Source organism: Mesotoga sp. UBA5847 (assembly GCF_002432735.1).
GTDB lineage: Bacteria > Thermotogota > Thermotogae > Petrotogales > Kosmotogaceae > Mesotoga.
Map to the genome: position 1 here is coordinate 42,711 of NZ_DJGL01000052.1, position 25,714 is coordinate 68,424.

The 25,714-nt window shown below is 44.9% G+C and carries 23 protein-coding genes; 11 read left to right on the forward strand and 12 right to left on the reverse strand.

All coding sequences use genetic code 11. From position 1 onward, the window contains the following. Positions 1 to 20: 20 nt before the first annotated feature. The 7 genes from B3K91_RS05385 to B3K91_RS05415 form a co-directional block, all read right to left on the reverse strand. The gene (locus B3K91_RS05385; protein WP_214059721.1) at positions 21 to 2,210 is read right to left on the reverse strand and encodes an MGH1-like glycoside hydrolase domain-containing protein; all 2,190 of its coding nucleotides are present in this window, start codon (positions 2,208 to 2,210) and stop codon (positions 21 to 23) included. Next, positions 2,200 to 2,937 carry a FadR/GntR family transcriptional regulator gene (locus B3K91_RS05390; RefSeq protein ID WP_181815882.1) on the reverse strand — a complete coding sequence of 246 codons (738 nt, stop codon included), beginning with the start codon at positions 2,935 to 2,937 and terminating at the stop codon, positions 2,200 to 2,202. Before B3K91_RS05390 ends, B3K91_RS05385 begins: the two co-directional genes overlap by 11 nt. A gap of 721 nt (positions 2,938 to 3,658) precedes the next feature. Continuing rightward, positions 3,659 to 4,378: a hypothetical protein gene (locus B3K91_RS05395; RefSeq protein WP_214059720.1), complete on the reverse strand. Its 720-nt coding sequence runs from the start codon at positions 4,376 to 4,378 to the stop codon at positions 3,659 to 3,661. A 633-nt stretch (positions 4,379 to 5,011) separates the two neighbouring features. After that, positions 5,012 to 6,406: a DUF1254 domain-containing protein gene (locus tag B3K91_RS05400; protein ID WP_292594216.1), complete on the reverse strand. Its 1,395-nt coding sequence runs from the start codon at positions 6,404 to 6,406 to the stop codon at positions 5,012 to 5,014. A 137-nt stretch (positions 6,407 to 6,543) separates the two neighbouring features. Continuing rightward, the gene (locus tag B3K91_RS05405) at positions 6,544 to 8,790 is read right to left on the reverse strand and encodes a hypothetical protein (RefSeq protein ID WP_214059719.1); all 2,247 of its coding nucleotides are present in this window, start codon (positions 8,788 to 8,790) and stop codon (positions 6,544 to 6,546) included. Positions 8,791 to 8,800: 10 nt separating this feature from the next. Further along, positions 8,801 to 9,109: a hypothetical protein gene (locus B3K91_RS05410; RefSeq protein ID WP_214059718.1), complete on the reverse strand. Its 309-nt coding sequence runs from the start codon at positions 9,107 to 9,109 to the stop codon at positions 8,801 to 8,803. Beyond that, positions 9,106 to 9,234, reverse strand: coding sequence for a hypothetical protein (locus B3K91_RS05415; protein WP_292594218.1), 129 nt, complete (start codon positions 9,232 to 9,234; stop codon positions 9,106 to 9,108). Before B3K91_RS05415 ends, B3K91_RS05410 begins: the two co-directional genes overlap by 4 nt. 453 nt (positions 9,235 to 9,687) lie before the next feature. Between B3K91_RS05415 and gnd the strand changes: the two genes are divergently transcribed. The 9 genes from gnd to B3K91_RS05460 all read left to right on the forward strand — a co-directional run bounded on the left by gnd (position 9,688) and on the right by B3K91_RS05460 (position 19,962). Further along, positions 9,688 to 10,623, forward strand: a complete 936-nt coding sequence (gnd, locus tag B3K91_RS05420) for a phosphogluconate dehydrogenase (NAD(+)-dependent, decarboxylating) (RefSeq protein WP_102819415.1) — start codon at positions 9,688 to 9,690, stop codon at positions 10,621 to 10,623. Then, positions 10,610 to 12,106 (forward strand): glucose-6-phosphate dehydrogenase, encoded by a 1,497-nt coding sequence (gene zwf, locus B3K91_RS05425; RefSeq protein WP_292593417.1) that lies wholly within the window; start codon positions 10,610 to 10,612, stop codon positions 12,104 to 12,106. The genes gnd and zwf overlap by 14 nt, the downstream gene beginning before the upstream one ends. Then, positions 12,090 to 12,863 (forward strand): 6-phosphogluconolactonase, encoded by a 774-nt coding sequence (gene pgl, locus B3K91_RS05430; RefSeq protein WP_292593416.1) that lies wholly within the window; start codon positions 12,090 to 12,092, stop codon positions 12,861 to 12,863. Before zwf ends, pgl begins: the two co-directional genes overlap by 17 nt. Before the next feature lie 387 nt (positions 12,864 to 13,250). After that, the gene (gene dapA / locus B3K91_RS05435) at positions 13,251 to 14,168 is read left to right on the forward strand and encodes a 4-hydroxy-tetrahydrodipicolinate synthase (protein WP_214078350.1); all 918 of its coding nucleotides are present in this window, start codon (positions 13,251 to 13,253) and stop codon (positions 14,166 to 14,168) included. 36 nt (positions 14,169 to 14,204) lie between these two features. After that, positions 14,205 to 15,206 carry a DctP family TRAP transporter solute-binding subunit gene (locus B3K91_RS05440; RefSeq protein ID WP_102819412.1) on the forward strand — a complete coding sequence of 334 codons (1,002 nt, stop codon included), beginning with the start codon at positions 14,205 to 14,207 and terminating at the stop codon, positions 15,204 to 15,206. A gap of 67 nt (positions 15,207 to 15,273) precedes the next feature. Next, complete coding sequence (locus tag B3K91_RS05445) at positions 15,274 to 15,804, forward strand: TRAP transporter small permease (protein ID WP_214061223.1); 531 nt, start codon at positions 15,274 to 15,276, stop codon at positions 15,802 to 15,804. Then, positions 15,795 to 17,090 carry a TRAP transporter large permease gene (locus B3K91_RS05450; protein ID WP_292594221.1) on the forward strand — a complete coding sequence of 432 codons (1,296 nt, stop codon included), beginning with the start codon at positions 15,795 to 15,797 and terminating at the stop codon, positions 17,088 to 17,090. The genes B3K91_RS05445 and B3K91_RS05450 overlap by 10 nt, the downstream gene beginning before the upstream one ends. Before the next feature lie 20 nt (positions 17,091 to 17,110). Then, positions 17,111 to 17,866, forward strand: a complete 756-nt coding sequence (locus B3K91_RS05455; RefSeq protein ID WP_214061225.1) for an IclR family transcriptional regulator — start codon at positions 17,111 to 17,113, stop codon at positions 17,864 to 17,866. A gap of 635 nt (positions 17,867 to 18,501) precedes the next feature. Further along, entirely contained in the window at positions 18,502 to 19,962 is a 1,461-nt protein-coding gene (locus B3K91_RS05460; RefSeq protein ID WP_292593414.1) for an InlB B-repeat-containing protein, read from the forward strand. A gap of 26 nt (positions 19,963 to 19,988) precedes the next feature. On the opposite strand, the gene B3K91_RS05465 is transcribed toward B3K91_RS05460, so the two are convergent. The 3 genes from B3K91_RS05465 to B3K91_RS05475 all read right to left on the reverse strand — a co-directional run bounded on the left by B3K91_RS05465 (position 19,989) and on the right by B3K91_RS05475 (position 21,587). After that, entirely contained in the window at positions 19,989 to 20,414 is a 426-nt protein-coding gene (locus B3K91_RS05465) for an HD-GYP domain-containing protein (RefSeq protein WP_349682102.1), read from the reverse strand. A gap of 181 nt (positions 20,415 to 20,595) precedes the next feature. Continuing rightward, positions 20,596 to 20,895 carry a hypothetical protein gene (locus B3K91_RS05470; RefSeq protein WP_292594223.1) on the reverse strand — a complete coding sequence of 100 codons (300 nt, stop codon included), beginning with the start codon at positions 20,893 to 20,895 and terminating at the stop codon, positions 20,596 to 20,598. A 38-nt stretch (positions 20,896 to 20,933) separates the two neighbouring features. Then, a complete protein-coding gene (locus B3K91_RS05475) occupies positions 20,934 to 21,587 on the reverse strand; it encodes a PAS domain S-box protein (protein ID WP_292590720.1) in 654 nt (217 codons plus the stop codon). A gap of 550 nt (positions 21,588 to 22,137) precedes the next feature. Between B3K91_RS05475 and B3K91_RS05480 the strand changes: the two genes are divergently transcribed. Together B3K91_RS05480 and B3K91_RS05485 are read left to right on the forward strand one after the other, a co-directional pair. After that, complete coding sequence (locus B3K91_RS05480) at positions 22,138 to 22,620, forward strand: hypothetical protein (RefSeq protein WP_292590718.1); 483 nt, start codon at positions 22,138 to 22,140, stop codon at positions 22,618 to 22,620. Between the two features lie 306 nt (positions 22,621 to 22,926). Continuing rightward, positions 22,927 to 23,274, forward strand: a complete 348-nt coding sequence (locus tag B3K91_RS05485; protein WP_102819448.1) for a hypothetical protein — start codon at positions 22,927 to 22,929, stop codon at positions 23,272 to 23,274. Here B3K91_RS05485 and B3K91_RS05490 read toward each other — a convergent pair. Continuing rightward, a complete protein-coding gene (locus B3K91_RS05490) occupies positions 23,266 to 23,931 on the reverse strand; it encodes a prolyl oligopeptidase family serine peptidase (protein WP_099828424.1) in 666 nt (221 codons plus the stop codon). The two genes, B3K91_RS05485 and B3K91_RS05490, sit on opposite strands and share 9 nt — an antisense overlap. A 327-nt stretch (positions 23,932 to 24,258) precedes the next feature. Further along, a complete protein-coding gene (gene nagA / locus B3K91_RS05495; RefSeq protein ID WP_292592178.1) occupies positions 24,259 to 25,365 on the reverse strand; it encodes an N-acetylglucosamine-6-phosphate deacetylase in 1,107 nt (368 codons plus the stop codon). Positions 25,366 to 25,714: the final 349 nt, after the last annotated feature.

A 25,714-nucleotide genomic window follows, 5' to 3' on the forward strand; every position in this document is an offset into this window, starting at 1 on the left:
GTCCGCTAGAATGCGGGTGATTAATTGATTACAGTTGTTTCCCCACCAAGCTGAATTTCAACTGCGCCACTATTCGAAACAACTCTGACTTGCCTTCCTGCAACCTCCAGATTATCGATCTCGAAATCAAGGTCGAAGGGAAATGGATCAAATTCGATTCCATTCTCAGAAATATCAATGCCTACAACGTATCTGATCAGAAGATCGATTATCCATGAATGCTGGTAATCATCGACACCTCTGTAGATACTCGGCCTTCCGTTGAAAGGGTTATAGTGTTCAAAGCAATTCGGTCTTCTTGGATCACCGTCAAAGAACATCATTTTGATGAACTTCTCGATAATCTCAACAGTCTTTTCGCGAAGGAGTGGGTCTTTGAATCTTCTTGCACATATTCCTAGAACGTCTACGATATGGCTGTTTGTCATTGGCCATACTCTTCCGTTCCAGGGGCAGTTGTGTCTTTTGCCTTTCCATTCGGCCCATTGACTGAAGGAGTGATCATCTAGACTTGTTGCTGGTACTGGGAACTCGGTCCAGAACTCTGCTGGATTGAGCAGATGCTTCTTGAGACCTGGAATGTGAGACTCATCTACGATATCCGTTAGATAGGGATAGAAGCATACTGCTGCCTTCACTCCCGTTCTCTTGAAATTGGCTGGATTGACATCTGAGAAGATTTCGTAATCCGGATCCCACATTGTTTCAAGAACGGCCTTCTTCGTCTTCTCGGCGCTCAATTTGAAACGGCTGCTTTCTTCATCAAGACCGAGAATTCCCGCCATCCAGGAGAGCGCTTTCTTGAGGTTGTATACATAGACTGTTGCATCTACGCCTTTAAGCCTTATATTATTTGTCCAGCCGTACCTATCAGACATTGGATCAACGGCAGTGTATCTGCTCATAAACTCCTGTCCTGTCTCGAACTGATCGACTACATCATAGAGTCCGGAGTTCTCCTGATCTCTAGATGAATCGAAGTAGGCTAGATACTTCTTTAGTGGTTCATAAATCCTGCTTATGAAATCAATATCTGGGTGAACACGATGTAGATCCCGAATCGCCCTCCCCCAGTCGGCGTGGTAGAAACCGTTCTCCTGAATCTGGTTAACATAGATATGACCTACGAACGCCCCATCTTCTTTCTGATTCTCCAAGAAGTTCAGCAGACTCCCTTGACCAATACTCGGACTGTTGGACCAGCGAGTTTCCAGGATATGGCATTGTGCGCTGTAAGTGATCAGTGCTCTGAAGTAGTCGAGGCCTTCGGCAATTGCCGGATGCTTCATAAATGACTCGCTAACCTCGCTTGTGAACAGTTTTAGTCCATACCACCTGTAGTAGTAATATGTCTGCATGAATGGATCACTAACGCGAAACTGAGGCAACGATGCAAAATACCGTTCCCAGGTTTCCGTGCTCTTTTTAACAGGATCTATACTGAGCAGCCTTTCTCCTCTCTCAATAACCTCTTCTCCACTTTGCGCGGCACCAAGACCACAGACAAATACAGACTCGTCCATCGGATCGATAGTGATTCTTCTGTGAACGCCCATGTAGAGTAGTCCGTTTCTGTTAATGCCATTATTGACGATTCCGGCCAAGAGCCCTTTCTTGCTAAGTTTCTCGTAGAATGGAGTCAATCTGAAATTCGGGATGTTGGCCGTTCTCTCTGAAAAGGTAATGTTGTAGTTCTCCATGGCTTCAAGTGCTAACATCACCTCTGACTCGATTGGTCTTCTGTTTGGTTTGATGAGTTTCTTTCCGAAGAGAATTCCGTTTTTCGCAGGTTCTGCATGCGTTATATCTGTCTCTAGATCACTCTCAGAGCACTGCTGGGCTGTCCAAACCACAACATCCAACTCGATCGGTTCCTCGCCCATGTTCTTGAGCGTTACTTTTGAGAGAAGAAAGTCCTCTTCTAGCAAAGCTTTCTCTTCGATCAACTCAATATTCTCAGCCGAAAACCTGCTCTTAAGAACCGCCGGGTTCCATGTCCTGTCTACGCACTTGAAATCGATTGGGATTCCATTCTTCATTGTGCTGATCGCATAACCTGGATCAATTCTCATGTCAAAGTAACTCAGAAAATCCCATGCTCCCGGACTATCGAGAAACACCGGAAATGGAGGAGCCCATAGGAGCCTGTTCCCCCCTCCTAAGTACCATTTGTCATCTCTTTCAAGAATCTTCAGTACATCAATCTTCATATGAGTCACTCCTATCAACTCCCTGGCAGTTATGAAGCAGTTCCCGACCATAACCAGTTAGGTCAACTATGTCCTTCTTGTCAATCTCGATGATCTGATCGTAGACTCTCAGTGCGCCCTTAACATCTCTGGATGCTATTGCCTCATAGAGGTCCTCATGAAGAGGCAGTCCGGCATCTCCGAAAGTATCCAATCCAAGTGGCGACTTCCACAAGATCTCAAGTCCATCAAAGACCACGTCGAAAACTTCCTTGAGGAATCGATTGTGAGAGATCTCAAATATCTTCTTGTGGAAGGCAGCGTCTGTATTTGCGAGGTCATGCTTGTCTCTTATAGCCTCTAGAAGTTTTTCCATACAGCGAGAAAACTCTTCAATATCACTCTGACTTGAATTGGATATTGCGAGAGCTATCGCAGATTTCTCTAAAGTGCTTCGGACTTCTATCAAGTCAAATATATCTCTTGCGCTGTCTGTCTCAATCTCAAAATTGACATTGAACTGAATTCTTAACTTCGTTCTCTTTAGAACAAAAGTTCCGCTTCCGTGAACGGTTCTGGTTATGCCTTCATATTCGAGAACCCTGAGTGCTTCACGCACAACGGTTCGACTTACGCCCAATCGTTCAGTAAGTTCGAGTTCCCCTGGAAGTCTCTCTAGATCCTCGAGGACTATCATTTTCTTGAGCTTGTTTACTACATCTGTCGCGGTTCGTCTTCTTGCTTTCATAGCCAATTGACCTACCTCAACTTGATTTGTTGTCTACTCACCAGACAAGTTATTAATCATATTTTATTACCTCAACCATTGAATACTTCAGATGTACTATAGCTGCCTGCGTTTCGTTAGGTTTATCTGCAGGGGATTATCTAAGAAAACGAATTCCATCTTTACCGAGAAAAATGTTGTTGTCAACAACTATGTCTTGAGTATTCTGGAGCAAGAAAAGACTTTCGCGAAGAGACAAGGTGAAATTTATCGCAATCAGTTGACCAGCTCTTATGGTCGGACGAATAACAGAACCGAAATCAGATGGTTCGCCTACTTCCTAAATAAAAGACAAAACAGTACAATTGATGCATTTCAGGAACAGAGGGATCATTACCGGAAGACTCATTAGCTTTACATTATTGAACTGCAATGATAGTCCAAGCCGAAGAATATCTTTTGCTTGAGGTCGATACCTTTTCTTCGTTCACTCTTAACAGACAGAAGGGCTTCGCATACTTGACGAGCGCTATGGTGTTTACAAAGAGCCGGTAGTCTCACTACAAATATGTTCGCCTCCGACAACTAGTAATCACTACGCCGGCCTTAATCGCAATGAACCCGACTACTGTAAGTGTTACTGGCAGCCAAACTACTGTTATCCTTCTCATTCATTTGCAAGAAAGCAAGAAGCCGGAGTCAAGTTCACTCTCCGGCTTAAGTAAGCGGTTTTCGAAGACAACTACTTGGCTAACATCTTCTCCATTACTTCAAGTGCCTCGTCAGATAGTAGAATCATGGCCAATCTTTGAGGTGTGATTCTGTTCTGCAAATTATTCTGCAGTGTCTCAGGTCTCCTGTCGGTAATTCTTTCAGAAACTTGCTCTTTGACAACTTTCATTCTTTCCTGAACATCAAGATTCTTCAATCGCTTCTGAGCTTCGGGCGGGAGATTCTCCAGACGATGTCTCATCTGTTCCGCTATATCGGGAAGCTTCTCCTCAATTCTTTCTCTCATTTCATTTACTCTGCTTGTGCCTACGCGGTTCGAAGCTACCCGTTGCTGCAAGTACTCGGCAAGATTTTCACCCTGCTTGATAGAGATTATTGATTTTAAACCTGTTAGGTAATTCTCCATTATGGATTGCATTCTAGTCGCAAAAGCTTCTCTTTCTGGAAGAGGAGCAATTTCACCTGAAATTGCCTCCTCGAGAGTGCTCTCAAGAGTATTAGTAATCCTCTCTTTGAGGCCTTCGAGTTCCTCGCGAGTGGATTTCGCAAGATCGTAAATCTCCTGAAGCTGCTCAGGAGAAAGTTCAACTGCGTTTAGCACATTTGCAATCTGAATCTGGCGCTGCAGTTTCAGAATATCTTTATCTACTCTGTTTCCGAAATTTGGAGCTGCAGTAGCGACGACCCCGAAGATCAACACCAATACCGAAACAACCAGTATCTTTTTCATTCTTGTCACCTCCATATGAAACTAAAACAATTATAGAAATCAATAGGTGGAAGGAATGTGAAATCAATCGATGAAGCCAACTATCGATATGAGAAAGAGCTCATCATTGCCCACCAATCTTCTTTATTGTTCGATCATCTCGTTCCTTTGTTCTTGAATTGCCATCACTTAAGCTGGATTATGAACTCCTACACTCCTGATTTTAGCTCACCGCTTGAGCGGTGGGGGACCGCTTGCTTCTGAAAGATCCGCTTATCAAGAAACGCTGCAAGCTGAGCACTGTGAAAAGCCAAGAAGCAAAAACAGACCGATTACCGTAGTCTATACCATTCTTCTCCCCATTTGCTCTGTCATCTGCAGTGATATTATGAGGATCTGCTTTCTCTCCCTACTCTCAGTAGTCTCGAATATGGCTTTTCTCGAAGAGGAGCTCTCGGCATTGTTCTCTATCAAACTTGCACTCCTTCCTTCAGAGACACCCTCCGCCACTGCGTGACCCTTAAGGGAGGACTTAAGATCAGATTCATCAAGAACTAAACACGGCATTCACGCAATAGAGAATAGTCAACGTATGAGTGCCGTTGAACTCGCTGACTTACAGGTAATGATGAAGAGAAAGAGGGAACTCTAGCTCTAGTCTGTAAGTCGAGACTTCTTCACTGCGGGTGGACAGTATAGAGGATCGAGTCCCGCAACTGCAGGGATGTAGATCCTCATAGTTATTGTGAACAGTCCATCTGGTGCTGGTAACCAGTTCGCCTCCTTGTCCGTCCCGGGTGATTCGTGCTGCAGGTAGAGTACTAGCGATCCATCTTCTTCATAGATCAACTCAGATCTGTCTCCGATTGAAAACCTGTTCAGAGAATTTGAAACCATCATCTGATCCATGTCATACATGGTTATTGACCAGAATCCCCTGGGATCAACCGGAGGCATCTCTTCCTTTGAAAATGAAAGCGTGTAATTGAATCTCGAAGCATCCAGAAGATCTCCGTCGCTGTCAACCCTGCAACTAGGGTAATAGGCCTCTTCGAGATCATTTCCGAAAAGTCCTATGTGAGCAGCGGCAGCCCTAACAAGATACATTCCCTGCATTCTCTCTCTATCGCCGAAGATTCGTTCGGACATCGTCCATCCATTTCTGATCGTTCCCAAAACAGAACCTGGATTGTATATAGAGTCACGAGCTTCGGCGATTCCTGAATCAATTGCTTCTCTTACCGGTTCGGTCAGGCTGGACGGATCGAACGGATAATCCGGACCAATTCCTATTCTCGAGAAGTCATAGATTAGGTCTCTCTCTGAAGGATGAATCTCTAGTTGCCCAAGCAGGAAATTGAAGTATGCAATGAATCCGATAGAATCAGCAGCTTCTTGGTCAAAAGGAAGAAGAAAATCGTCTAGAAGAGGAGGTGAGACATCGCCAGCAAAATCACTCAAAGGTCTCAGAACATAATTCTCCTGTATCTTCAATACTTCTTCAAGATCTCCCGGTAGCTCGCTATTTACGGCTGTCCTAACTAAACAGTAGACAAAGTTCCCCTCGCTAACGAACACTTTCTCAACATCTGAAGGTACTTCTCCTTCCCAGTTGGGTCCCGCAATCATTATTGTCAATGGATCTGAGCCGGTGACCCTAGTACCTGCGTAAGCAAAGTTATGAGTGTACATGTCTATGAACTGGAATGAAAAGTAGCGATCGGGTACTGGCGGAATCTCCACTACAACGGGCTCACTTCTTAGATCAAGCCACGCAGACGAATAAAGTGTGTCGTTGTTTGAGCGCACTATGAGTCTGCTATGGGGACCGAACAGGCTCTTAACGTGATTGAGTGAGTTGAATCCACCTCTTTCCGTTACCTGAACATACATCGTTCGGTAGTTTTCTAGCATAGGATATGCAAAAACATAGGCCTCGTTCGCCAATTCCTTCGCTTCGTCAGGATCAAATGTCAGGCTCTGCTGCAATGCAAAGGCTGATAAGACGAGCATCAAAATCATTGACCACGAAAGTAATACTTTCCTCACAAGATACAACCCCCTATCTCCAAAAGCGACTAGGCCAACAATTGCCTAACCGGAGCGTTTAAAATAATCCTGAACAGAATCTCCTGTGAATCAGAATTCTCATTCCAAAATACTATCATTTTGATTCTTGTCGGACACTATCTATAGATCACCCACCAATTGTTGATTTGATATTTATCGGTATCGTTCACAGTGCCACAGTTGTAGGAAGAGGTGGAACTGGTATAAACCTGATGATACGAAACGTACTTGCCACTGGAAGCATGCCTAAGCCTTACTATCTCTCCGTAGTACAGTTTGTCTGTGCCGAACAGAGTTCCCAGAACATTGATCCCTGCAGGCTCGAAGAATAGGTCCCACTGAGCAGTATCATGATTCAGATACAGACAGTAAGTCGTACTTGGGTATTTGTACTTGTCGTCTTTTGTATCAATTGTGTAGTACTTAGAAAGGTTATACGGAGCGAGACACATGTCACTTAGCTGCGTTGTGGCCCGCAACCATACCGCGTGATCTTTTGTGACTGGTCCCGTCGACCACCCCCAGGAATCCCCAGTTCCTTTGTCACCTTTGTTTGTTAATGTCAACCACGAACTATATCTCCCCGAGGTTGTTCTGTTTGTGCTGTTGACCTTCACAAGATCGACTCCAAAACTATCCCATGTAGGAATGAAGAGAATCCAGGTTTTTTGCCAGTACGCCTCGTCATCGATTTTCATATATCTGTTGAGCGCGACATTCAGGACTCCTATATGATCCGGGTCAGTAGGGTCAGTGCTTCTTCCGTATATGATCTCCCTCTGCAGATTGTTGACTCTCAATGAGGGAGCGTAGGCCGATATTGCTAGAGATTGGACATATGAGGTCTCCGGGCCTATGTTCAAAGCATACTTCGTTTCATCTAGGTATTCCTCTGCGATAAACAGATTATTGCAGATATTCTTATGAGTATTCTCAAGAAGGGTTATTGCGTAAGGCGTCTGAACCACATTGTTGTTGGTGCTCCTGGAAATCGTGTATTTGCCTTCTGAAAGGTTTTCAAAGACATATCTTCTCAACACTACCCCTGGCTCGACTGTCTGCTCTGTATCTTGATATGTATATCCTAAGAGACGATATGTGCCGAGTGGATCACTCGCTTCTAATGCTTCGTCAATAGCGGTGAGCTGAATATCCTGTTTGTCCAGAGTGAGTTTGATGCCGGAAGCGGAATTCCTGAACACGTTGAATGCCGGGAGCAAAATCCCTAGAGTTTTCTGGAAGCTGGGCAGTGTTGTAGGTAACGACATGGGTTCGGTATTCCAGAAAACTCTCACGACTATCCCGGAATCCAATCCCATAGCCTTCAGGGCTGCGTTGTCTGCTTCGTTGTAGAACCAGGCTTTGTCAGCATCATAAGCAGGGTTCAACATAAGGCCTTCGCCACCGACAATGTATGTTACGAATGTCTCCAGCCAATGCCAGAAGACTTCAACTTCCTCTGCGGTGTACGAGTTGTAGTTCTGCAAGTGCAGCTGCGAAAGGCTACTCCCCTGCTTGTGCTCATATTCAACCAGAAGGTTCAGAGCGAGGAGTTGACGGGTTGTGAGAGCTTTGAAAAGACCTATGTAAGCTTGAACGTACTCTATAAACACAGGCGAATCGGCAGGACATCTCTGTGAGAATCCAAAACCGGTATCTGTAGTTCCATCGATCAGCTTGGCCGATCTAATGGCATTCATTGCGTTGGTAATGAAAATCTCTAACAGAGACATATAACTCGTGTCAGCAGTTCCTCCAACGATAACTTTCTTGATGTTAAGCATTACCTGATCCAATTTGCTGATCTGAATATCGTACATCAGTTCCTGGATGGCGATATCTGTGGTAGTCGTTGCATCGAGAGTTGTAATGAACATATACTTGTTGGTGCAGGTTTCGATCGGAGTGAAGTAGTTCTGATCTACCATTCTCACATACGAATCGTAATACTGCTTGTCAAGCTTCGTGAGAATGCTCTGTATTTCGGCATCAATAGTATCAAGCTTTGCAGACATCACGTCCAGCTTGTCGTTTATCTCCTGAACCTGGTTGAGAATCTCGCTTATCATTTCTGCGCTTTGATCACCGAGTCCAAACAGGCTTTTCATAACCCACGATATCGCACTTACGGCACCCTTTGATACTATACCGGTTGTTATTCCTTTCAAAAGGTCCTTGGCTATGCTTGAGATGTCAATATCCAGAGTTACACCAACGCCGAAATTGTACTTGGCGCCGACAATTGCCTCGACAATTACCTCTATGAAGTCCCTATAAACTCCGCCGAAGTTTTCATGGACGAAGTCCGAGAGCCTTTTCATAGAGAAATACGAGGTCTCGAATTTAGGGTGAAGCTGGCTCAAAACATTCACCTCAGGGGGGGACGTTTAGGGCTTCTCTGACCTGACTAATGGCCTCTGCATAGCTGGTTTCCATTCTGAACATGTAGGCCGTAAAAACTGATGTGACTGGATTTACGAGTATTTGCTCCGAATAGAACGACTCTTCGACAACCGAGGCAGGGGCATCAGTCCTTTCCTGTTCTTCGGGAATATCGAAGGACGCCAGAATTATTACCGGAAACTTCAGCCCCGTGGGTATGGGTATCGAGAACCTCCCATAATTGTCGGTTTCAAACTCGCCTTCAATGACCTGATTTCCGTCTAGGTCAAAGACCTTCACGATGCGTTTTCAATATATTCGTCTGCAAAAACTGTGCCCTTAATTGCATTTGTTCGAAGAAGACCAACGCAACCCGTGACAAAGATTAGCAATACCAGAAGAAATAAGAGAGAATACTTCTTCATTTACAACGCCCCAAATATCTCGATTGGTAAATCAGCTTATTGGCAAAAGCGCGTCTATGTGGAGAGTTCAGGGCTCGGAAGAAAGTTGATTTATCGAATTATATATGAGATTTATGGAAAATCAGTCATTTGTTCACACTGTGAAAGTCAAATCTCTGGTAGCGGGAATGAAACATTTTTTGTGGTCTAGGAACCTCAGGAATTCTGAGCTGCAAAAATCCTTATCGAGTATCTACAAAAAACGGATTAGGCTTGAAAACCGTCTGAAGAGTTTACGAAGAAAGAAAAGAACCCACTATTGGTAAAATGGGAGTGTAGGAGGTCTGCTTTCAGGACCACAGAAGGGCGAAATCTGATAGTGACAAAGCATAACCTGGAGTGATACATCTCTGAAGCTGGAAGCTTTGGAGCATCAAACCGAGAATCGGAATTCTTTAGAAAGAGGTGCCTCATATGGAGATAGGGATAGTAGGACTTGGCAAAATGGGAGGCAATATCGCCAGAAAACTCGTCGCCGGCGGACATACTGTCATCGGCTATAATCTGAATTCGGAGATCACAAAGGCTCTGGCTGAAGAGATAGGACTTTACCCGGCCTTTTCTCTGGAAGAGCTTGTGGGAAAGTTGACGCCGGTTCGGATTCTTTGGTTGATGATTCCAGCAGGCGTTCCAACTGAAACGACCGTAAATGCTCTTAAAGACTTGCTAGATTCTGGAGATATCGTCATTGACGGAGGCAACAGTAATTATAAAGACTCAGTTAGGCGATCGGAGAGACTTTCAGAAAGAGGAATCAAGTTCGTAGATGTAGGCACTAGCGGGGGAACTTGGGGATTGACAGAAGGTTACAGCATGATGATTGGAGGGGAAAGAGAGATCATAGAGAACCTCACGCCATTATTCACAACGCTTTCGCCTGAGCAAGACAAAGGGTGGGGAAGAGTCGGACAAGCGGGAGCCGGCCATTTCGCAAAGATGATCCACAACGGAATAGAGTATGGGTTGATGCAGGCCTATGCGGAAGGATTCGAGATTCTTAGAGCGAAGAAGGAATTTGACTTCGATTTGAAGGAAGTGACCGATATATGGCTTCACGGAAGCGTGATCAGGTCATGGCTTCTTGAGTTGATTAGCGATATACTAGCCGGTGATCAGGATCTCCGTAACATAGAACCATGGGTTGCAGATTCTGGAGAAGGACGTTGGGCAGTTGTTGAGGCAATGGATCTCGACGTCCCCGCCCCGGTAATTACATTGTCTCTACAGAAGCGAATTGAGAGCCGCGTTGAAGAGGATTATTCGGCAAAACTCCTTGCAGCCATCAGAAACAGGTTTGGCGGCCACGAAATAAAACAAACAAGACTGGAGAGTAGAGATGGCGAAGACTGAGAATTCAATAATGATTGTATTCGGAGCTTCCGGTGATCTTACACAACGAAAACTGATTCCGGCTGTTCACTCCCTCGGTTGTGAAGGACTGCTGCCTGAAAAATTCGACGTTATCGGCGTTTCTAGGAGCAAGATATCGGATAAAGGCTTTAGAGATAGGTTATTCTCTGGGGTTCAGGATTACTCCAGATCTGATCCAAAGATCTGTAATCTCTGGAAGGGATTTGAAACTAAGATCGAGTACTTGCAGGGCGAGTATGATCAAGAAGAGACATACGGTGAACTGAAAAAAAGGATAGACAAATTGGAGAAGAACGAGCAGGCTAGATCAAATCTTCTTTTTTACCTCTCTATTCCTCCCGAAATGCATTCGATCATACTGAGACACTTGGGCAAATTGGGTCTCAGTGGATCTGAGGGAAGAGAAGTCCGCGTCGTGATCGAGAAGCCTTTTGGAAGAGATCTTGAAAGCGCAAGAAAGTTGAATTCGATCGTTCACGAGTCTTTTAGGGAAGACCAGATTTTCAGGATAGACCACTTTCTCGGAAAAGAGACCGTTCAGAATATACTTGCTTTCCGTTTTGCCAATTCGATATTTGAACCATTATGGAATCGTCAATACATTGATCATGTTCAGATAACTGTTGCTGAGGATATTGGAGTAGAACACAGGGCAGGATATTACGATACCGCTGGGGTTTTGAGAGATATGTTTCAAAATCACATGCTTCAGCTTCTGACTTTAGTGGCTTTGGAACCGCCAGCAGTTTTCGAGGCGGATGCTCTAAGGGATGAGAAGGTCAAAGTTCTGAGATCAATGAACAAGTGTTCAGACGTCGTTCTGGGTCAGCATGATGGCTATCTTGAAGAAGAAGGAGTTGCCAAGGATTCAAAAATGCCTACATATGCTGCACTTAGGATGTATGTGGATAATTGGAGATGGAAGGGAGTCCCATTCTATCTTCGATCTGGCAAGAAAATGAAGAGAAAGGTTTCGGAAATCTCCGTCCATTTCAAGAGCGTTCCTCATATGCTTTTTGGACAATCCGGAAATGGCGAAGATGTCAGTCCGAACATTCTATCTCTTTGTATTCAACCTGACGAAGGAATGAAGCTGTATTTCGAGGCAAAGATTCCTGGTGGTCCGATGAAGACCAGAACAGCCAAAATGGATTTCAGTTTTTCCAGCGGATTCGGTAATGACACCCTCCCTGATCCATACGAGAGACTCCTTTTAGATGTAATGCAGGGTGATGCATCATTGTTCGCCAGATCTGATGAAATCGAGTTAGCTTGGGGAATAATCGACCCTATAATAAGAAGACAAGAGAATGGAGAAATCAAGTTGTGCACTTATGCAACCGGTAGTTGGGGTCCCGAAGAAAGCAGTTTTCTCGTTTCGAGGGAAGGCCGGGAGTGGTTTGTTTGCTGTTGTGGTGAGGATGGAGAACTACCAGAGGAGCAAGATGGCGGCGGCAAATAGGCAGTTGAGCATCTTCGAAGACTTTGAGCAGCTATCACATGCGGCCGCCGAAACTTTGGCAAAACTAATCGAGAACAGAACAACCGTTCATGAGAGATTTTCAGTAGCTCTTTCGGGAGGTTCTACGCCCGAAAGACTTTATGAAATTCTTGCCGAAGAACCTTACAAACAAGGTATTCCCTGGCGAAAAGTCGACCTTTTCTGGGTAGACGAGAGGTGCGTTGCTCCCGATGACGATGAAAGCAATTACGGACTCGTGAAGGAGCTTCTACTTAGAAGGATCGAGATTCCCCAGGAGAACATTCACAGAATCAAAGGTGAATTATCCCCTGAGATTGCCGCGGCTCAATACGAAACAGAACTGATTAACTATTTTGGAAAACATTCCACAGATTTCGATCTTGTAATATTGGGATTTGGAGAAGACGGCCACACGGGGTCTCTCTTTCCCGGTTCGATTGAAATTATCGACCGTGATTCTCTCGTACTTACCAGTGAAGTGAGCTACGATGGAAGGCCATCCAAAAGGGTTACTCTTGGTCTGCGGGCTCTAAATCAGGCCAGACACATTTTCGTTCTGGCCTCCGGAAAGGCGAAGGCAGAGATCGCTAGGTTGGTTCTGGTCCAAAATGATTGTGATCTACCAATAAGTCTTGTATCTCCTGAATATGGGAAACTCTTCTGGATGATCGACAAAGAAACGGCTCAACTTCTGCCTAAAACTTTTCTTGATGAGCTTCAGAAATCCAATTCTTGACTTTGTTTTGACTAGAAGATCTCAATTGAATCAGAGATAACCGACTTCGTAATCTATTAGAATCCGTTAAGAGAGCAAAAGCAAGAGATTCTTCGATGATGGAAATCGACTGAGTAGAGATTTCTTTTCATGAATTCCATGATATTCGTTGGCTATATAGATAATTCCTCGGAGTTCCCCGATCAATAGCTATTGATTGGGGCTAAGCTCACATTCTAAAGAACGCCCTTTCCGAAGAATTTCGAACATCATAACTGTTAATTCCGTGTTTTTGCCTCCATTTGGTTCAGGTCGAATCTCATTGACTTCCGATTAACGACTGGCAAGTAGTATAATTTCAATGAAAGAAATGACGTTTCAATAGATGAAATATGGGGAGGCATATTAATGGACGTTGTTGGCAAGTTTGGGAGGATACTCATACCAATGAGTACCGCGTTTGCAGCTGATTATTCGATCGACTATTCGATGACAAGGAGGATAGCCAGCTATTTGATTGGAAAGAAGTACTGTGATTCTCTTGTTATAGCCGGAACAAACGGCGAGTTCTACTCAATGAGCTTCGAGGAGAAGGTAAGACTCTTTGCAGAAGTTAAAGAAGAAGTTGGCGACAGGGTACCATTGATAGCCGGAACAGGTACGGCTAACACTTGCGAGACAATAGAACTTACGAAAGAAGCGGCGAGATTAGGATACGATGCTTCTATGGTAGTTGTTCCCTATTACTGTCACCCGACTCAGGAAGGAATCTACTATCACTTCTCTCAGATATGTAAGAAGACCGATCTTCCGATTATGGTCTATAACATTCCGCTCTTCACGGCTTCGAATATTGATCCGGCGACTCTGGCCAAGCTAACTGAGTTTGAGAATATCGTTGCCGTCAAAGATGAGGCCGGAATTAATCCGTTGCAGACCTCTGCCTTCCTGAAGGCAACAAAGGGGAAGATAGTGGTTTATTCGGGAGACGACCTAATGGTTCTCTCGGTCATGAGTCAGGGTGGAATAGGCGTTATAAGCGGAGGTTCGCACGTAATTGGGGACATGATGAGGAACTTGATAGACGAGTTCCTCTCTGGTGATGCCACCAAAGCGACAAGTAGCTTCAAGGAGCTTTACGAGCTTTTTAGCGCTTTCTTTGGTAGAAATAGGCGGCTTACAAACCCGTTGCCGGCAGTAAAAAAGGCCTTCGCGCTCCACTCGGGACTGGATGTCGCGAGAGTAAGACCGCCACTCATGGAAATTGAAGAAGACGAAGTGGCAGTGCTGAAAGATACTCTCAGAAAGTTCGGGAAAATTTCTTGAGCTTCAAGAACCAAAAAACCGAAAGGGGGTTTAGCGATGAAAAAGGGATTAATCGTGGGTCTTGTTCTGCTGTTAGTTAGCATTTGTTTTGCCGTTGAGGAGACTTATACTATACGGTTCAACACGGTAGCCTCGCCAACTCAGCCTCAAGTTCTGGCCATGAACAAATTTGCAGAGATCGTAGGAGACTTGAGTGGAGGCAAGATAGACGTGAAAGTCTTCCATTCAGGACAACTTGGTGACCAGCAGACATCGTTGCTTGCTGTGATGAGGGGTGATCTTGAGATGGCAGGCGATGGAGCTCCATCATGGTTTGCGGATCTCGGAAACATGCCTAAGATGGGGGTTCTGAATGCCGCCTATATCTTCAAGGACCTCGATCACATGTATTCGGTTATGAACAGTCCTCTGGTTAAAGGTTGGTTTGATGAGTTGGCTTCGAAGACCGGCATGAGGGTTTTGGATACATGGTATCTCGGTATGAGGCAGCTCAACACAACCGAAAAGGCAGGTCCCGTTTACAAGCCGGAAGATCTCAAAGGTATGAAGATCAGGATGCCCAACAACGAAGCATTCATGGACATGGGACGTGCAATCGGGAGCAATCCAACTCCAATGGGTTTTGGAGAAGTTTATCTTGCGCTCAAGCTGGGCACTATCGACGGCCAAGACAATCCTCTTCCAACTGATCTTTCGGCCATGTTCGTTGAGGTCACTAAGTACATAATTCTTACGGATCACTCAATTGGAATGATAAATCCAGTAATCAATGAAAAGTTCTGGCAATCTCTGCCGGCAGAATACAGGACCTACATTATCAAAGCTCTTGAAGTAGCACGTTTCTACATGAACTACCTGGTTCTGGAACAAGAATCGAAGCTTCTTAAGCAATTTGTCGACGAATACAAAATGGAGATAATAGTTCCCGACAAAGAAGCCTTCATGAAATACGCGAGAGAGTTCTATTCACAAGATAAGTTCGACAAAGCCTGGGGCGCAGGAATGTATGAAGCAATCCAGTCTTATCCTTCCGACTAGCTGAAGCAAGAAGAAGTAGCTTGGACTGGGTAATCCCGGCCCAAGCTACTCTTTGTGGAGGACGATCATGAAGAGGTTCTTTGGAGTATTGTTTAGGTCGGTTCAAATTGCACTGAATCTAATAGAGTCTTGGGGAGGGATAATCTTCCTGGGATTGCTTTTTTTAAGTATCTTCCTGCAGGTTGTTCTGAGATATGTATTCAGGACTCCTTCACCCGAACTATTCGAGGTTGCCCAATATAGCTTCATATGGACTATATTCCTCGGTGCACCGTACGCTAGGAAATTCGATGCACATATTAAATTCGACATTATATTCGTCAAGCTTCCCAGAAAGGTGCAGCTGATTCTACAGATAGCGTTCGATCTCTTCTTTTGCATTGTGCTTTTAGTAACACTGGGACCTGTGCTCGGCGATGTTCTTTTCTATAAGATCATCAAGTCCGAAGTCTTAAGGATTCCCTGGACTTATCTCTTCATGTGTTTCCCCATTTTCATGGTCTTGACTTTCATTCACAACGTAATCTGGATAGTGAAGAGCTTCATAGAACTCTTCTCCGGAAGAATCGTTCCCAAGGAGGTTGAACCATGGGATTGATACTCTTTTTCATAGTATTCGGTGCTGCCTTCGCCCTGGGTTATCCGATAGCGTTTGGAATGATCATGGGGGGCTTTGCATACTTCATCACTTCGGGAATGGACCTGGGAATCTTCCTCGACATAATGGCAATAGAATTGAGAGCTCAGGATGTCTTGTTGGCAGTTCCAATGTTTATATTTGCTGCAAACGTAATGAACGATACCGAGATAACCGACCGGCTTTTCGGTTTCTTGAAGCAGCTCTTGGGAGGTGTAAGGGGTGGACTTGCATACGCGAACATCGGTGCCAGTATTATTTTTGCGGGAATGAGCGGATCGGAAATAGCTGACGTTTCCGGTCTTGGAACAATAGAGATAAAGGCAATGATGGACAATGGTTATGATGGAGCTTTTGCCTGCGCTGTTACATGCGCTTCGGCAACTATTTCTCCTCTCATTCCTCCCAGTATTCCGATGGTAATCTATGCCATGCTGACAGGAACCTCTCTGGGATATCTGTTTCTTGCAGGAATAATACCTGGGCTTCTTCTTGGCTTTCTTGAAGCTGGGATGGCCTTCTATCTTTCGAAGAAGAGAAACTATCCGGTAGGAAAGAGATATCCGCTTAAAGTAGTTGCGAAGAGCTTCATTAGATCCTTTCCTGCCCTGATGGCTCCGATCATTCTCCTGGCCGGTATCTACGGAGGAATATTCACTCCAACTGAATCCGCGGCCGTTCTCGCTGCATATTCTATACTTGTAAGCATCTTCATCTATCGTACGCTTGGAGTCAAGAAGCTGAGAAAGATAATGCTCAAAACTGTTTATAATGTAGGTGCGATAAGCTTCATGATTGCCGGTGCCTTCGTTGTGAAATATGTGCTTGCAAGAGAAGAGATACCTCTATTGCTGACGAACGCTTTCATGGATATGGGACTTCTTTCCAGTGCATGGGTACTGCTTTTAAGTGTGAACGTTCTTTTCTTCATACTTGGAATGTTCTTTGATGTGTCCGTTATACAGCTGGTTGTAATACCAATAGTCTTTCCGCTCGTGAGGGCAGTGGGAATAGATCCCGTTCACTTCGGAATCGTGACCACTTTCAATCTTATGCTCGCACTTGACACACCTCCCTATGGACAGACAGGCTTCATTACAAGCGCGATTAGCAAGACTCCCGTCGGCAAGGTTTTTAAGGAAATGCTAAAATACTGGATACCGATAGAAGTAATGGGACTAGTAATAATTACTTACTGGGCCGATTTTGTTTTGTGGCTGCCAAGATTACTGGGGTATGCTCATTAGGTCATGATTGAGGCTTTTGAATGCAGAGTGTTGAAAGGATAGTAAGGATCGTAAATTCATTTAGTCTTGAGAAATCAAAGCTTAGCCTAGACGATTTGACGAAAAAAAGCGGTCTTCCAAAGGCCACCGTGTATAGAATTGCGGAAGCTCTCTGCAAAGAACATATGCTTGAGAAGGATACCCTCACGTCTACATACAGAATAGGAATCAAGCTCTTTGAACTGGGGAGTCTCTATCTTTCCTCTATGAGACTTAAAGATGTGGCATTTACTGAGATGGAGAAGCTCCATTTGAAGACGGGTGAAACGATACACATGGGTATACTTGACGGGAATGAAGTCGTCTCCATTGAAGGATTTGAAAGTTCAAGGTCACTGCACACGAAGCTTTTGATAGGAAAACGAGCCCCTCTTTACTGCACCGCAGTCGGTAAAGCGATTTTGGCGTTTCTTCCTGATGCCGATCGTGAAGAGATGATAAAGGCTCTTGATCTTGTCCCTCAGACTTCAAGAACCATAACAGACAAGAATACTCTTAGGGAGGAATTGGAGACAATTAGATTGAGAGGAACGGCGTTTGACAAAGGAGAAAACGAAGAAGGAGTTGCATGTGTTGGGGCTCCTGTTTTTGATTCATCGGGTGAGGTCGTTGCATCAATAAGCATATCCGGTCCGATTTTCAGGATGGGAGAGAAAGTGATGTTTGAGTATTCCAATCTCTTGAAAGAAGTTGTGGAGAGAATCTCTTTTGCGCTAGGGCACGGATCACAGATGTAATGCCAAGTAGCTTGTATAGACTTGTTTTGATAGACACATTGTTGATTAAGAATCCAACTATCAGTTCTCAATGACCCGGCGCGCGTCTTACAACCATCTTCCTTCAGATGCTTTTCTTGCCGTTCTTCAGAAGTCAGTTCGGTATGCAATGTCTGTGGCTGTGAATGCAGAATCAGGATTCGTTGGCGTTGTCCAGCATCTGCTTTCTCGTCTTCTGAGAATACCTGAGTCACAACATCCAAGATTCCCGTTCTCTATTTGAAGTGAACTGAAGTTTCTTCATATTCTAAGTAGATACTCTACCATTGATAAAAATCCAAGCGCAAATCTGGCAGCACACAATTGCACCTCTGACAGTAATTGAAGCGCGAAGAAAAATCGTTTGCATAAGAGACGCGTTCGCGATTGATGAATGAACAGCGTCTACTCTCTCCACAATCCATAAGCCTAATTTGACAAGTACGTGAAGCTACGGGAATCTGCTTCAGTTACCGTCAACTCTCCGCAGAGTCTTAATAATGATTTTTTTCACAATCCATGAGGAATATAATTACGTGTAAGAAGACTAGAAGATATGTGGTTCACGTATTTTGGAGGAAGTTACAACGAGTATTGAATGTAGGGGAGGATTCATGATGCGAATAGCGGTGGTTCTATTGACAGTATTTGCTGTCGTCTTTCTGGCTACAGGCTGTATCTTCAAAACCGTTACTCTCACTATGCTTGAACCAGAAAACGGTGGGGAGGTTCAGCCCCTTCCTGGGGTTCACAATTACCTTACTGGTACTGTTGTGAGCATCGAGGCAACTCCCGGAGATAACTGGGATTTCGATCGATGGGAAGTAGATGGAGGGTTCTATTCAAGCGAGGAAGCAACGACTCTTAAGATGGACTCCGAAAAGGTGGTCAAAGCCTTTTTCGTGAGGAAACCTGTAACCCTGACGATGCTTGAGCCCTCTGGACAGGGTGATGTTGATCCGGATCCTGGCATGCTTTCCTTTGAGTATGGAGCTGTTGTAGACCTATCGGCTACTCCAACCAAAGGTTGGGAATTCGATCGCTGGCAGGTGAATGGAGCCTTCTACTCGAGCGCGGAATCTACGACTCTGACGATGGACAATGATAAGACTGTGAAGGCGTTCTTCAACGAAGAGCCTGTAGCTTCGGTGACACTATATATGCTCGAACCCATTGGGCAGGGTGAGATTCAGCCTCTAGAAGGAGATCACGAGTATAATGCTGGGACAGTCGTTACTCTTAAGGCAACCCCCTCTGAAGGCTGGTTGTTTGACCACTGGTTGGTTGAGGGCGCATTATATTCCGGCGACCAGGAAGCCTACCTCACAATGAATACAGATAGGAATGTAAAGGCAGTTTTTGTCAGGAAGACCTACACACTTACAATGCTCCAGACTTCAGGAAGTGGAAGTGTTGAGCCTCCAGTCGGTTCACATGTTTATGAGGAAGGCACTGAAGTTATGCTAGTTGCTTCGCCTGCAAATGGTTGGGAATTTGATTACTGGCAGATCGATGGGGTAGTTGTTACAGGCAATCCGGAACACAAAGTAACTATGGACGCAAACAAGACGGCAAGAGCCTTCTTTGTCGAAGAGCCACCTGTAGTCTTTACCTTGACGATGATGGAACCCTCCGGGCAGGGCTCTGTGAGTCCTCCGGTTGGGAATCACACATACATTGAAGGAACCCTTGTCTCCTTAACGGCAACTCCCGAAGAAGGATGGGAGTTTGAGTCGTGGCATGTGGATGGAGTGAATTTCTCAAATGTCGCGAACGTCACAATTGTCATGGATAGCAACAAATCCGTCTCAGCCTCCTTTGTGAAAAAGGCTGAGAAGGTGATTCTAGAGATCTACAAGTCCGGAAGAGGGACAGTAAGCCCGCCGGAAGGGATGTATGAATATGATAAAGGATCTTCTGTCGATCTAAGTGCAACACCTGCTTCTGGTTATCACTTTGAAGAATGGCTTGTTGATGGCACAACTTACCTGGTGCAGAACATAACGATAACACTCGAGTGGGACACGGTAGCTATCGCTACTTTTAGGTGTAACTGTGGGGGCGAAGGTCAAGAGTGACGGTAGGTCTGAAGTATAGGTAGAGATTAAGAGTCGCTTCTCAGTATCTCAAGGAATCCTTTGACGACTCTTTTGTCGAACAACGTGCCGGAGTTCTTGAGAAGATACTTGATCGTTTCTTCTTTGCTCCAGGCCTTCCGGTAAGGTCTATCGGAAATCAGCGCATCGTATACATCAACAACGGCGAATATTCTGGCGGCCAGCGGTATCTCTTCTCCTTTAAGTCCTCGAGGATAGCCGCTGCCGTTCCAGCGCTCGTGATGACAATAAGGAATATCCAGCGAAGGACGAAGGTACTCGACCTTTGACAGCGGTTCATATGCGGTTGCAGGATGGGTTCTAATTATCTTCCATTCATCTTCGGTGAGAGGTCCCTTCTTCAACAACACGCTGTCCGGAATCGAAATCTTGCCAATATCGTGAAGTAGGGCACCGCGGTAGATGTTCCCCAAATCTTCTTCTGGTGATCCCATCTTTCTGGCAAGAGTAATCGTGAGATCACTCTTCGTGAGTGTTCTTCGGTGTCCATTTCTCTCATTTCAAGAGATCTAGCAAGGACTTCAAGTGTCTGATCGTAGGCCTTTGCTATCATTCTATTGCTTTCTCTAAGACTCTCCATCATCAAGGTAACGTCTATTGCGAGCGAAGCCTGCCCGGCAAGTGTCTGCAGAAAGTCATTCCATTCCTGTCCCTATGGACTTCCTTTCTGTCAAACACTTCAAGAACTCCCAGGACCCTCCCTCTTGTCTCTAGAGGCACGGCATGATAACCCTTCACCTTCATTTCCTCGATCATTTCGAGTCTTGGGCACTCAAGATTTCCAGGAGTGTTCAGGGGGCCAAAATACGGTTTTCTGGACAAAGCAACACTGCCGGGAATAGTTCCTTCTAATGGAAGCTCTCTGAAGTTCATTTCTTCAATGATGACTCCCATTCCGTGAGCATATCTTAGAACCTTACGGTCTTCATCAATTAAGAAGACGTCGGCCCGTCTACGCTAATTCTTGAAATCAGTCTTTCAAGAAAGACATCCAACATCTTTTCAAGTTCAAAGTGATAGCTGACCGCCATTTCTATTTCGTGCAGTGCACGAATATTTGCCAGCTTGTGCATTGCGCTTCTTTCGGACTCTACTAGCTGGGTTATGTCTACACCTGTCAGAACGAAGTAATCATGCTCCTCCTTCCAGCTCGTTAGGTTACTCAGCGCCCATCGAATGTGAAGAGTTGACGATAATGTCTCCAAATCAGCTTCGTAGAAGTTCTCCACCTCGTCATCAGCTATCTTGCTTGAGGTATTTTTTACCCAGTATGCTAAATCAGGGTTCGCGAAAACCTCGGAACACGCTTTTCCCGAGATTTCTTTCGATTTGAGTGCAAGAGTCTCCTCGAGCGCCTCGTTTGTGAAGACTATCCTTTCTTCGCTATCAAAGACCGCAACGAAAACTCCTGCCGTGTCGAGGACTGCATCGGAAAAGTCTTCCTGTTTTGCCAGTTCGAGTTGAGTGTCGTTTTTCCCTTTGAACTCACGGTAAATGAGAAAGTAGAATAGAAGACCGCTGAAAAGGACGAAGGCCCAGCCCTTGTAAGTCTGTGCGTGCGTTGAGGTGCTTCTCTCAACGAACATCCAGTCTACAACCATATCCGACAACAGTATCCATAGGATTCCGAACAATATGTATAGAAAAGCTACTTTCAGCGCTGGATTCTTCTTACTTGAATTCTATTCGACTTGTGACAAGAAAAACAATACAAGCTGAGAGAGGTAGGTCTGTTGGAATATGCTGTTTGCGGGAAAGACCATGGCTAAGTATGCTTCTCTCTTGTGCACGATAAGCAACGATCACTAAGTGATTCGTCGTCTCTCTTAGCGATGAGACATGTGAATTCAATAAAGCTGACCGAAGATACCCCAAAGTCTCATGCTAACTGATTCGATAAATCTGAACGAGCTTCCCTGTACTCTCCCATTTTGGCAAACAACGATGTACTATCGTGGGGGTGACAACCGGGAATTATCAGGAATCTTCGTGCTGTTTTGTTCATAAGAGTTATAGATTATGTGAGGGTCATGATGCTCGCCATTTACAGACTCGACAGTCGAGAAGCAGATCAAAGAGAGTAGTGGAAAAACTTAACGTACGATGCATTTTATTGGAATATAGGAGTCGTTTGCTATGAAAAGATACTTCTTACCGGCGGTGACGACGCTTATCGTTCTTATAGTTTTTACTGGGTGTTTCAAACCCAACAAGACTCCCGAGAACGTTAGAAATTACGTTGAAGCCGTTTCTGATAAGTGGAATCAGTTATTCTCAAATTCGTTGGAACTGGTCTCCTGGGATTACCATGGAACTATAGCCGATGACAACGACCTTAAGGAGACGGTGGAACTGCTTACTGATCCCGATTCTGTTCGGCTTTTCCAGATAGACATCACAGACCCTTCTTTTGCATCCGTAGTTCTTCTCTCTTCAATTCCTTCTGCTGACCAGGACGACTTTTCCGAAGCGGTTGAGAAGCTTGTTGAACTTGGCCAACACAGAATAAGACTGAACTGGAAGACAATCTCTTCTGGGTCAGAATTCACAACAGTTGCCCTTGTTGATGAAGATAACATGGTCTGGGATTCTGTGATCGGAAGCGTTATTTTAGAATAAGAGGGATTCTCTCCCGTTGCTGGAGAGAAGTCTGGCAGCGTTATCACCAAATGGCTCTGGGAGCAGAGATAGGCAAGATCAGTAGGTGTTTTTAGATTACTCGCTGTCAAAGTTGAGTCATTTGCGGGCGGTAGAATTTGCAGCTCAGTTGCGACGGAGTTCAGATTATTGTGTAAGCATGTTACGAAATCATTGAGTGAATCCTGTCGATGTTGTTCACATATCGGTTATTATTAAAGGCCAGATAAAAGAAGAAGTGTATAATTATCATGTTAGGAGTAACGGTAATTTGAGGTGGTGATTTTGATGGGTTTTGCCGTCAGAAGAAGCAAAAAGCCCAGAATAGGACACATAAGAAACAACTTCATAAGAGCATCCGTTCTACTCGGAATAGTAACACCCGTATCGGTTTATGGAATTGTTGGATTCTTGAGGGCTGGGGATAGACTAGATGGTTTTGGATGGTTGTTATTTCTTTTGATAGCTGTCTGGATCCTTGTCGGAGCTATCTGGATTCTGTCTCTGAAAGCCTATCTAGAGGCGCGTGAGCAAGTGAAGAAGAGCCCGGGAGGTTTCAGAAGAAGAAATCTCAAACCGGCAGGCATCATGTTCAATAGGTCACAGGCGAGTCCAATAAGGATGAAATCAACTTGACTTTCGATTATTGATGAACCACTCGTATAGTTCGGGATTAGAGTAAGTTTCTGTCCATGAATCGTGTCCGGCATCGGGATATATGGTTAACATGGGATGCGCACCGAACTCTTTCAGTGTCCTTACGAGAACTCTACTCTCTTCAATCGAGACTATGTTGTCCTTTTCACCATGAAAGGCCCAAACAGGAAGGTCTTTGATCTCTGCGACTCTCTCCGGGAAACCAAGAATTCCTAGTCCCCCGCCGCAGATTGGTGCAATGGCCGAGAAGAGTTTAGGGTACTCGACGGCCATATGCCATGTGCCAAATCCTCCCATTGACAGTCCTGTCAGATACAATCTTGAAGAGTCAACTCTATACTGTTCAACTATTGAATCTACAAGAAATCTCAGATCCTGAAGCCTGTTAAGCCACCAATCGTTTTCCGGGCATTGAGGTGAAACTGTTATGAAAGGAAAATCTGTCATCTCATCCACTACTTTTGGAATTCCATGCTTCTTAAGTAGCCTGAGATCGTCTCCCCTCTCTCCTGCGCCGTGAAGAAAGAGAATGAGGGGCCAATCACTCCCTTCAGAGTTGTACTGCAGTGGGAGTGAGAACAAGTAATCGAGCTTCCTGTTTAGAGAATAACTAATTCTTGATGAGTGAAGTTCCATTGTCACACCTCCTGGCAGTCTTCAATCAACAGCATAACATTACGGAAGTAGAATTCTTTAGCTTAATTCACAGTAAGAGACGTCTTGATCATCGGCAGGATTTTGATCAGCAACATACCGGCAGATGTCCATCAAGAGGAGTGAGAATCTATATTAGCTGACCTTGATGAGACGCATCGGAGGTTTATGAGCACATGTTTTCTATTGATTTTTCTATTGATACCGAGTCATTAGCTGTTGGTCATACAGATCGGGCTTTTGTGGCTCGAGAGCGACCAGGGCCCAATGAGTCTACAATGATCGGCAGTGATCTGGGTCTAGTCAACTTCACCTGGTTCTATAGATCGAAAGACCTGCCAGGATAGTTTCTTCAACTGCCAGATCTCGATTAAGCATCACTATATCCGCTATAGATCCTTCTTTCAGTCTACCTCTGTTGCTGATTCCAAGGCTCTGAAGGGCGTTGTAGGAAGAGACTCTCGATAGTTCCTGAAGACTGCAGCCGGTCCACTCCCTGAAGTTTCTGGAAGCTCTGTCCATGGTAAGAGTACTTCCCGCAAGAGTCCCATCTTCGAGAGTTGCCTTGCTGCCATTGACTTCTACTCTTAGGCCTCCAAGATCATATGTTCCGTCATTCAGTCCGGTCGCATCAAGAGAATCAGTGACCAAAATTATGGCTTCACTACCACGAATCTTATGAATCATTTCAACGAATTCAGGCGCAGTGTGGATACCGTCTGCGATCATTTCCAGCTTCATGGGCAGCAAGAACCCTGATCCAACACAACCAATCTCCCTGTGATGAAGCGTGTTCATTCCGTTAGGAAAGTGAGTCATTCTCTTGCAGCCGTTCTCGTAAGCTTTCTTTATCTGATGATAGGTGGCGTCTGTATGTCCAATAGAGATAGTGATTTCTCGTTTTGCAATCTCGGGGAGAACTTCAAGAAAGCCTTCGATTTCCGGAGCCATTGTTATGAGCATAACGATATCCGATAGCACAGACCTAAGTTCTTCAACTGTTGCAGGTCTTATTACAGAGGGGTTCTGAGCGCCCCTTTTCTTTGGGTTTATGTATGGGCCTTCAAAATGAACTCCCCTAACTGCTGTTCTGGGCCTCTCGGTAACATAGTCAGAAACAAGATCAGCAACTCTTTTCATTTCTTTCGCTTCAGCAGAAACTGTCGTTGGAAGAAGAGAAGTCACACCATGAGTTACAGCGAACTCCTCCCACCTTTCAAGATCTCTTGTATTCATCGTCATGCAGTTAATTCCAACTGCACCATGCGAATGCGTATCGACAAAGCCAGGCATGGCTATTGAACTGAAATCTCCGCCCGTTTTCGCAATTGATTCGATTTTGTTTCCAGATATTCTGATATTTGCGATGTATTCCCCATCGACTGGGTCAACAACGAGAACCCTTTTTAATTCCATTCAAGTCATCTCCCTTCAGACTCAATTATTACATCATTGGGAGAAATCCGTACAACGCATGAGCGAAGTCACTTGGTGGCAGGGAGGATACAGGGGGTATGAAAGACATCTCTAGAACGATAAGACATTCTTCGCCTTTGGAAGAGAGGGGGCGTATGCTCTGTTTTCGGAAAGTGAGCCGTTAACGGTTAACTGCAAGGCTTCTGCACCTCTGGCTGCATTTCTCTTTCTTGTCGGAGAACGACGGGCCGTTGACTGCCGATGTTTATCAATTCTCGCTGTCAAGAAGCGAAGCTCTCTATAACGCTCTTTAGGGACTCGTTTTTAACATCTAGTTTGCTTTGATAAG

Bases quoted from the DNA above. Each gene is read 5' to 3' on its own strand.
- B3K91_RS05385 (WP_214059721.1), bottom strand. From the start codon at position 2,210: ATGAAGATTGATGTACTGAAGATTCTTGAAAGAGATGACAAATGGTAC.
- B3K91_RS05390 (WP_181815882.1), bottom strand. From the start codon at position 2,937: ATGAAAGCAAGAAGACGAACCGCGACAGATGTAGTAAACAAGCTCAAG.
- B3K91_RS05395 (WP_214059720.1), bottom strand. From the start codon at position 4,378: ATGAAAAAGATACTGGTTGTTTCGGTATTGGTGTTGATCTTCGGGGTC.
- B3K91_RS05415 (WP_292594218.1), bottom strand. From the start codon at position 9,234: ATGAAGAAGTATTCTCTCTTATTTCTTCTGGTATTGCTAATCTTTGTC.
- gnd (WP_102819415.1), top strand. From the start codon at position 9,688: ATGGAGATAGGGATAGTAGGACTTGGCAAAATGGGAGGCAATATCGCC.
- zwf (WP_292593417.1), top strand. From the start codon at position 10,610: ATGGCGAAGACTGAGAATTCAATAATGATTGTATTCGGAGCTTCCGGT.
- pgl (WP_292593416.1), top strand. From the start codon at position 12,090: ATGGCGGCGGCAAATAGGCAGTTGAGCATCTTCGAAGACTTTGAGCAG.
- dapA (WP_214078350.1), top strand. From the start codon at position 13,251: ATGGACGTTGTTGGCAAGTTTGGGAGGATACTCATACCAATGAGTACC.
- B3K91_RS05440 (WP_102819412.1), top strand. From the start codon at position 14,205: ATGAAAAAGGGATTAATCGTGGGTCTTGTTCTGCTGTTAGTTAGCATT.
- B3K91_RS05445 (WP_214061223.1), top strand. From the start codon at position 15,274: ATGAAGAGGTTCTTTGGAGTATTGTTTAGGTCGGTTCAAATTGCACTG.
- B3K91_RS05450 (WP_292594221.1), top strand. From the start codon at position 15,795: ATGGGATTGATACTCTTTTTCATAGTATTCGGTGCTGCCTTCGCCCTG.
- B3K91_RS05455 (WP_214061225.1), top strand. From the start codon at position 17,111: ATGCAGAGTGTTGAAAGGATAGTAAGGATCGTAAATTCATTTAGTCTT.
- B3K91_RS05460 (WP_292593414.1), top strand. From the start codon at position 18,502: ATGCGAATAGCGGTGGTTCTATTGACAGTATTTGCTGTCGTCTTTCTG.
- B3K91_RS05470 (WP_292594223.1), bottom strand. From the start codon at position 20,895: ATGGGAGTCATCATTGAAGAAATGAACTTCAGAGAGCTTCCATTAGAA.
- B3K91_RS05475 (WP_292590720.1), bottom strand. From the start codon at position 21,587: ATGTTCGTTGAGAGAAGCACCTCAACGCACGCACAGACTTACAAGGGC.
- B3K91_RS05480 (WP_292590718.1), top strand. From the start codon at position 22,138: ATGAAAAGATACTTCTTACCGGCGGTGACGACGCTTATCGTTCTTATA.
- B3K91_RS05485 (WP_102819448.1), top strand. From the start codon at position 22,927: ATGGGTTTTGCCGTCAGAAGAAGCAAAAAGCCCAGAATAGGACACATA.
- B3K91_RS05490 (WP_099828424.1), bottom strand. From the start codon at position 23,931: ATGGAACTTCACTCATCAAGAATTAGTTATTCTCTAAACAGGAAGCTC.
- nagA (WP_292592178.1), bottom strand. From the start codon at position 25,365: ATGGAATTAAAAAGGGTTCTCGTTGTTGACCCAGTCGATGGGGAATAC.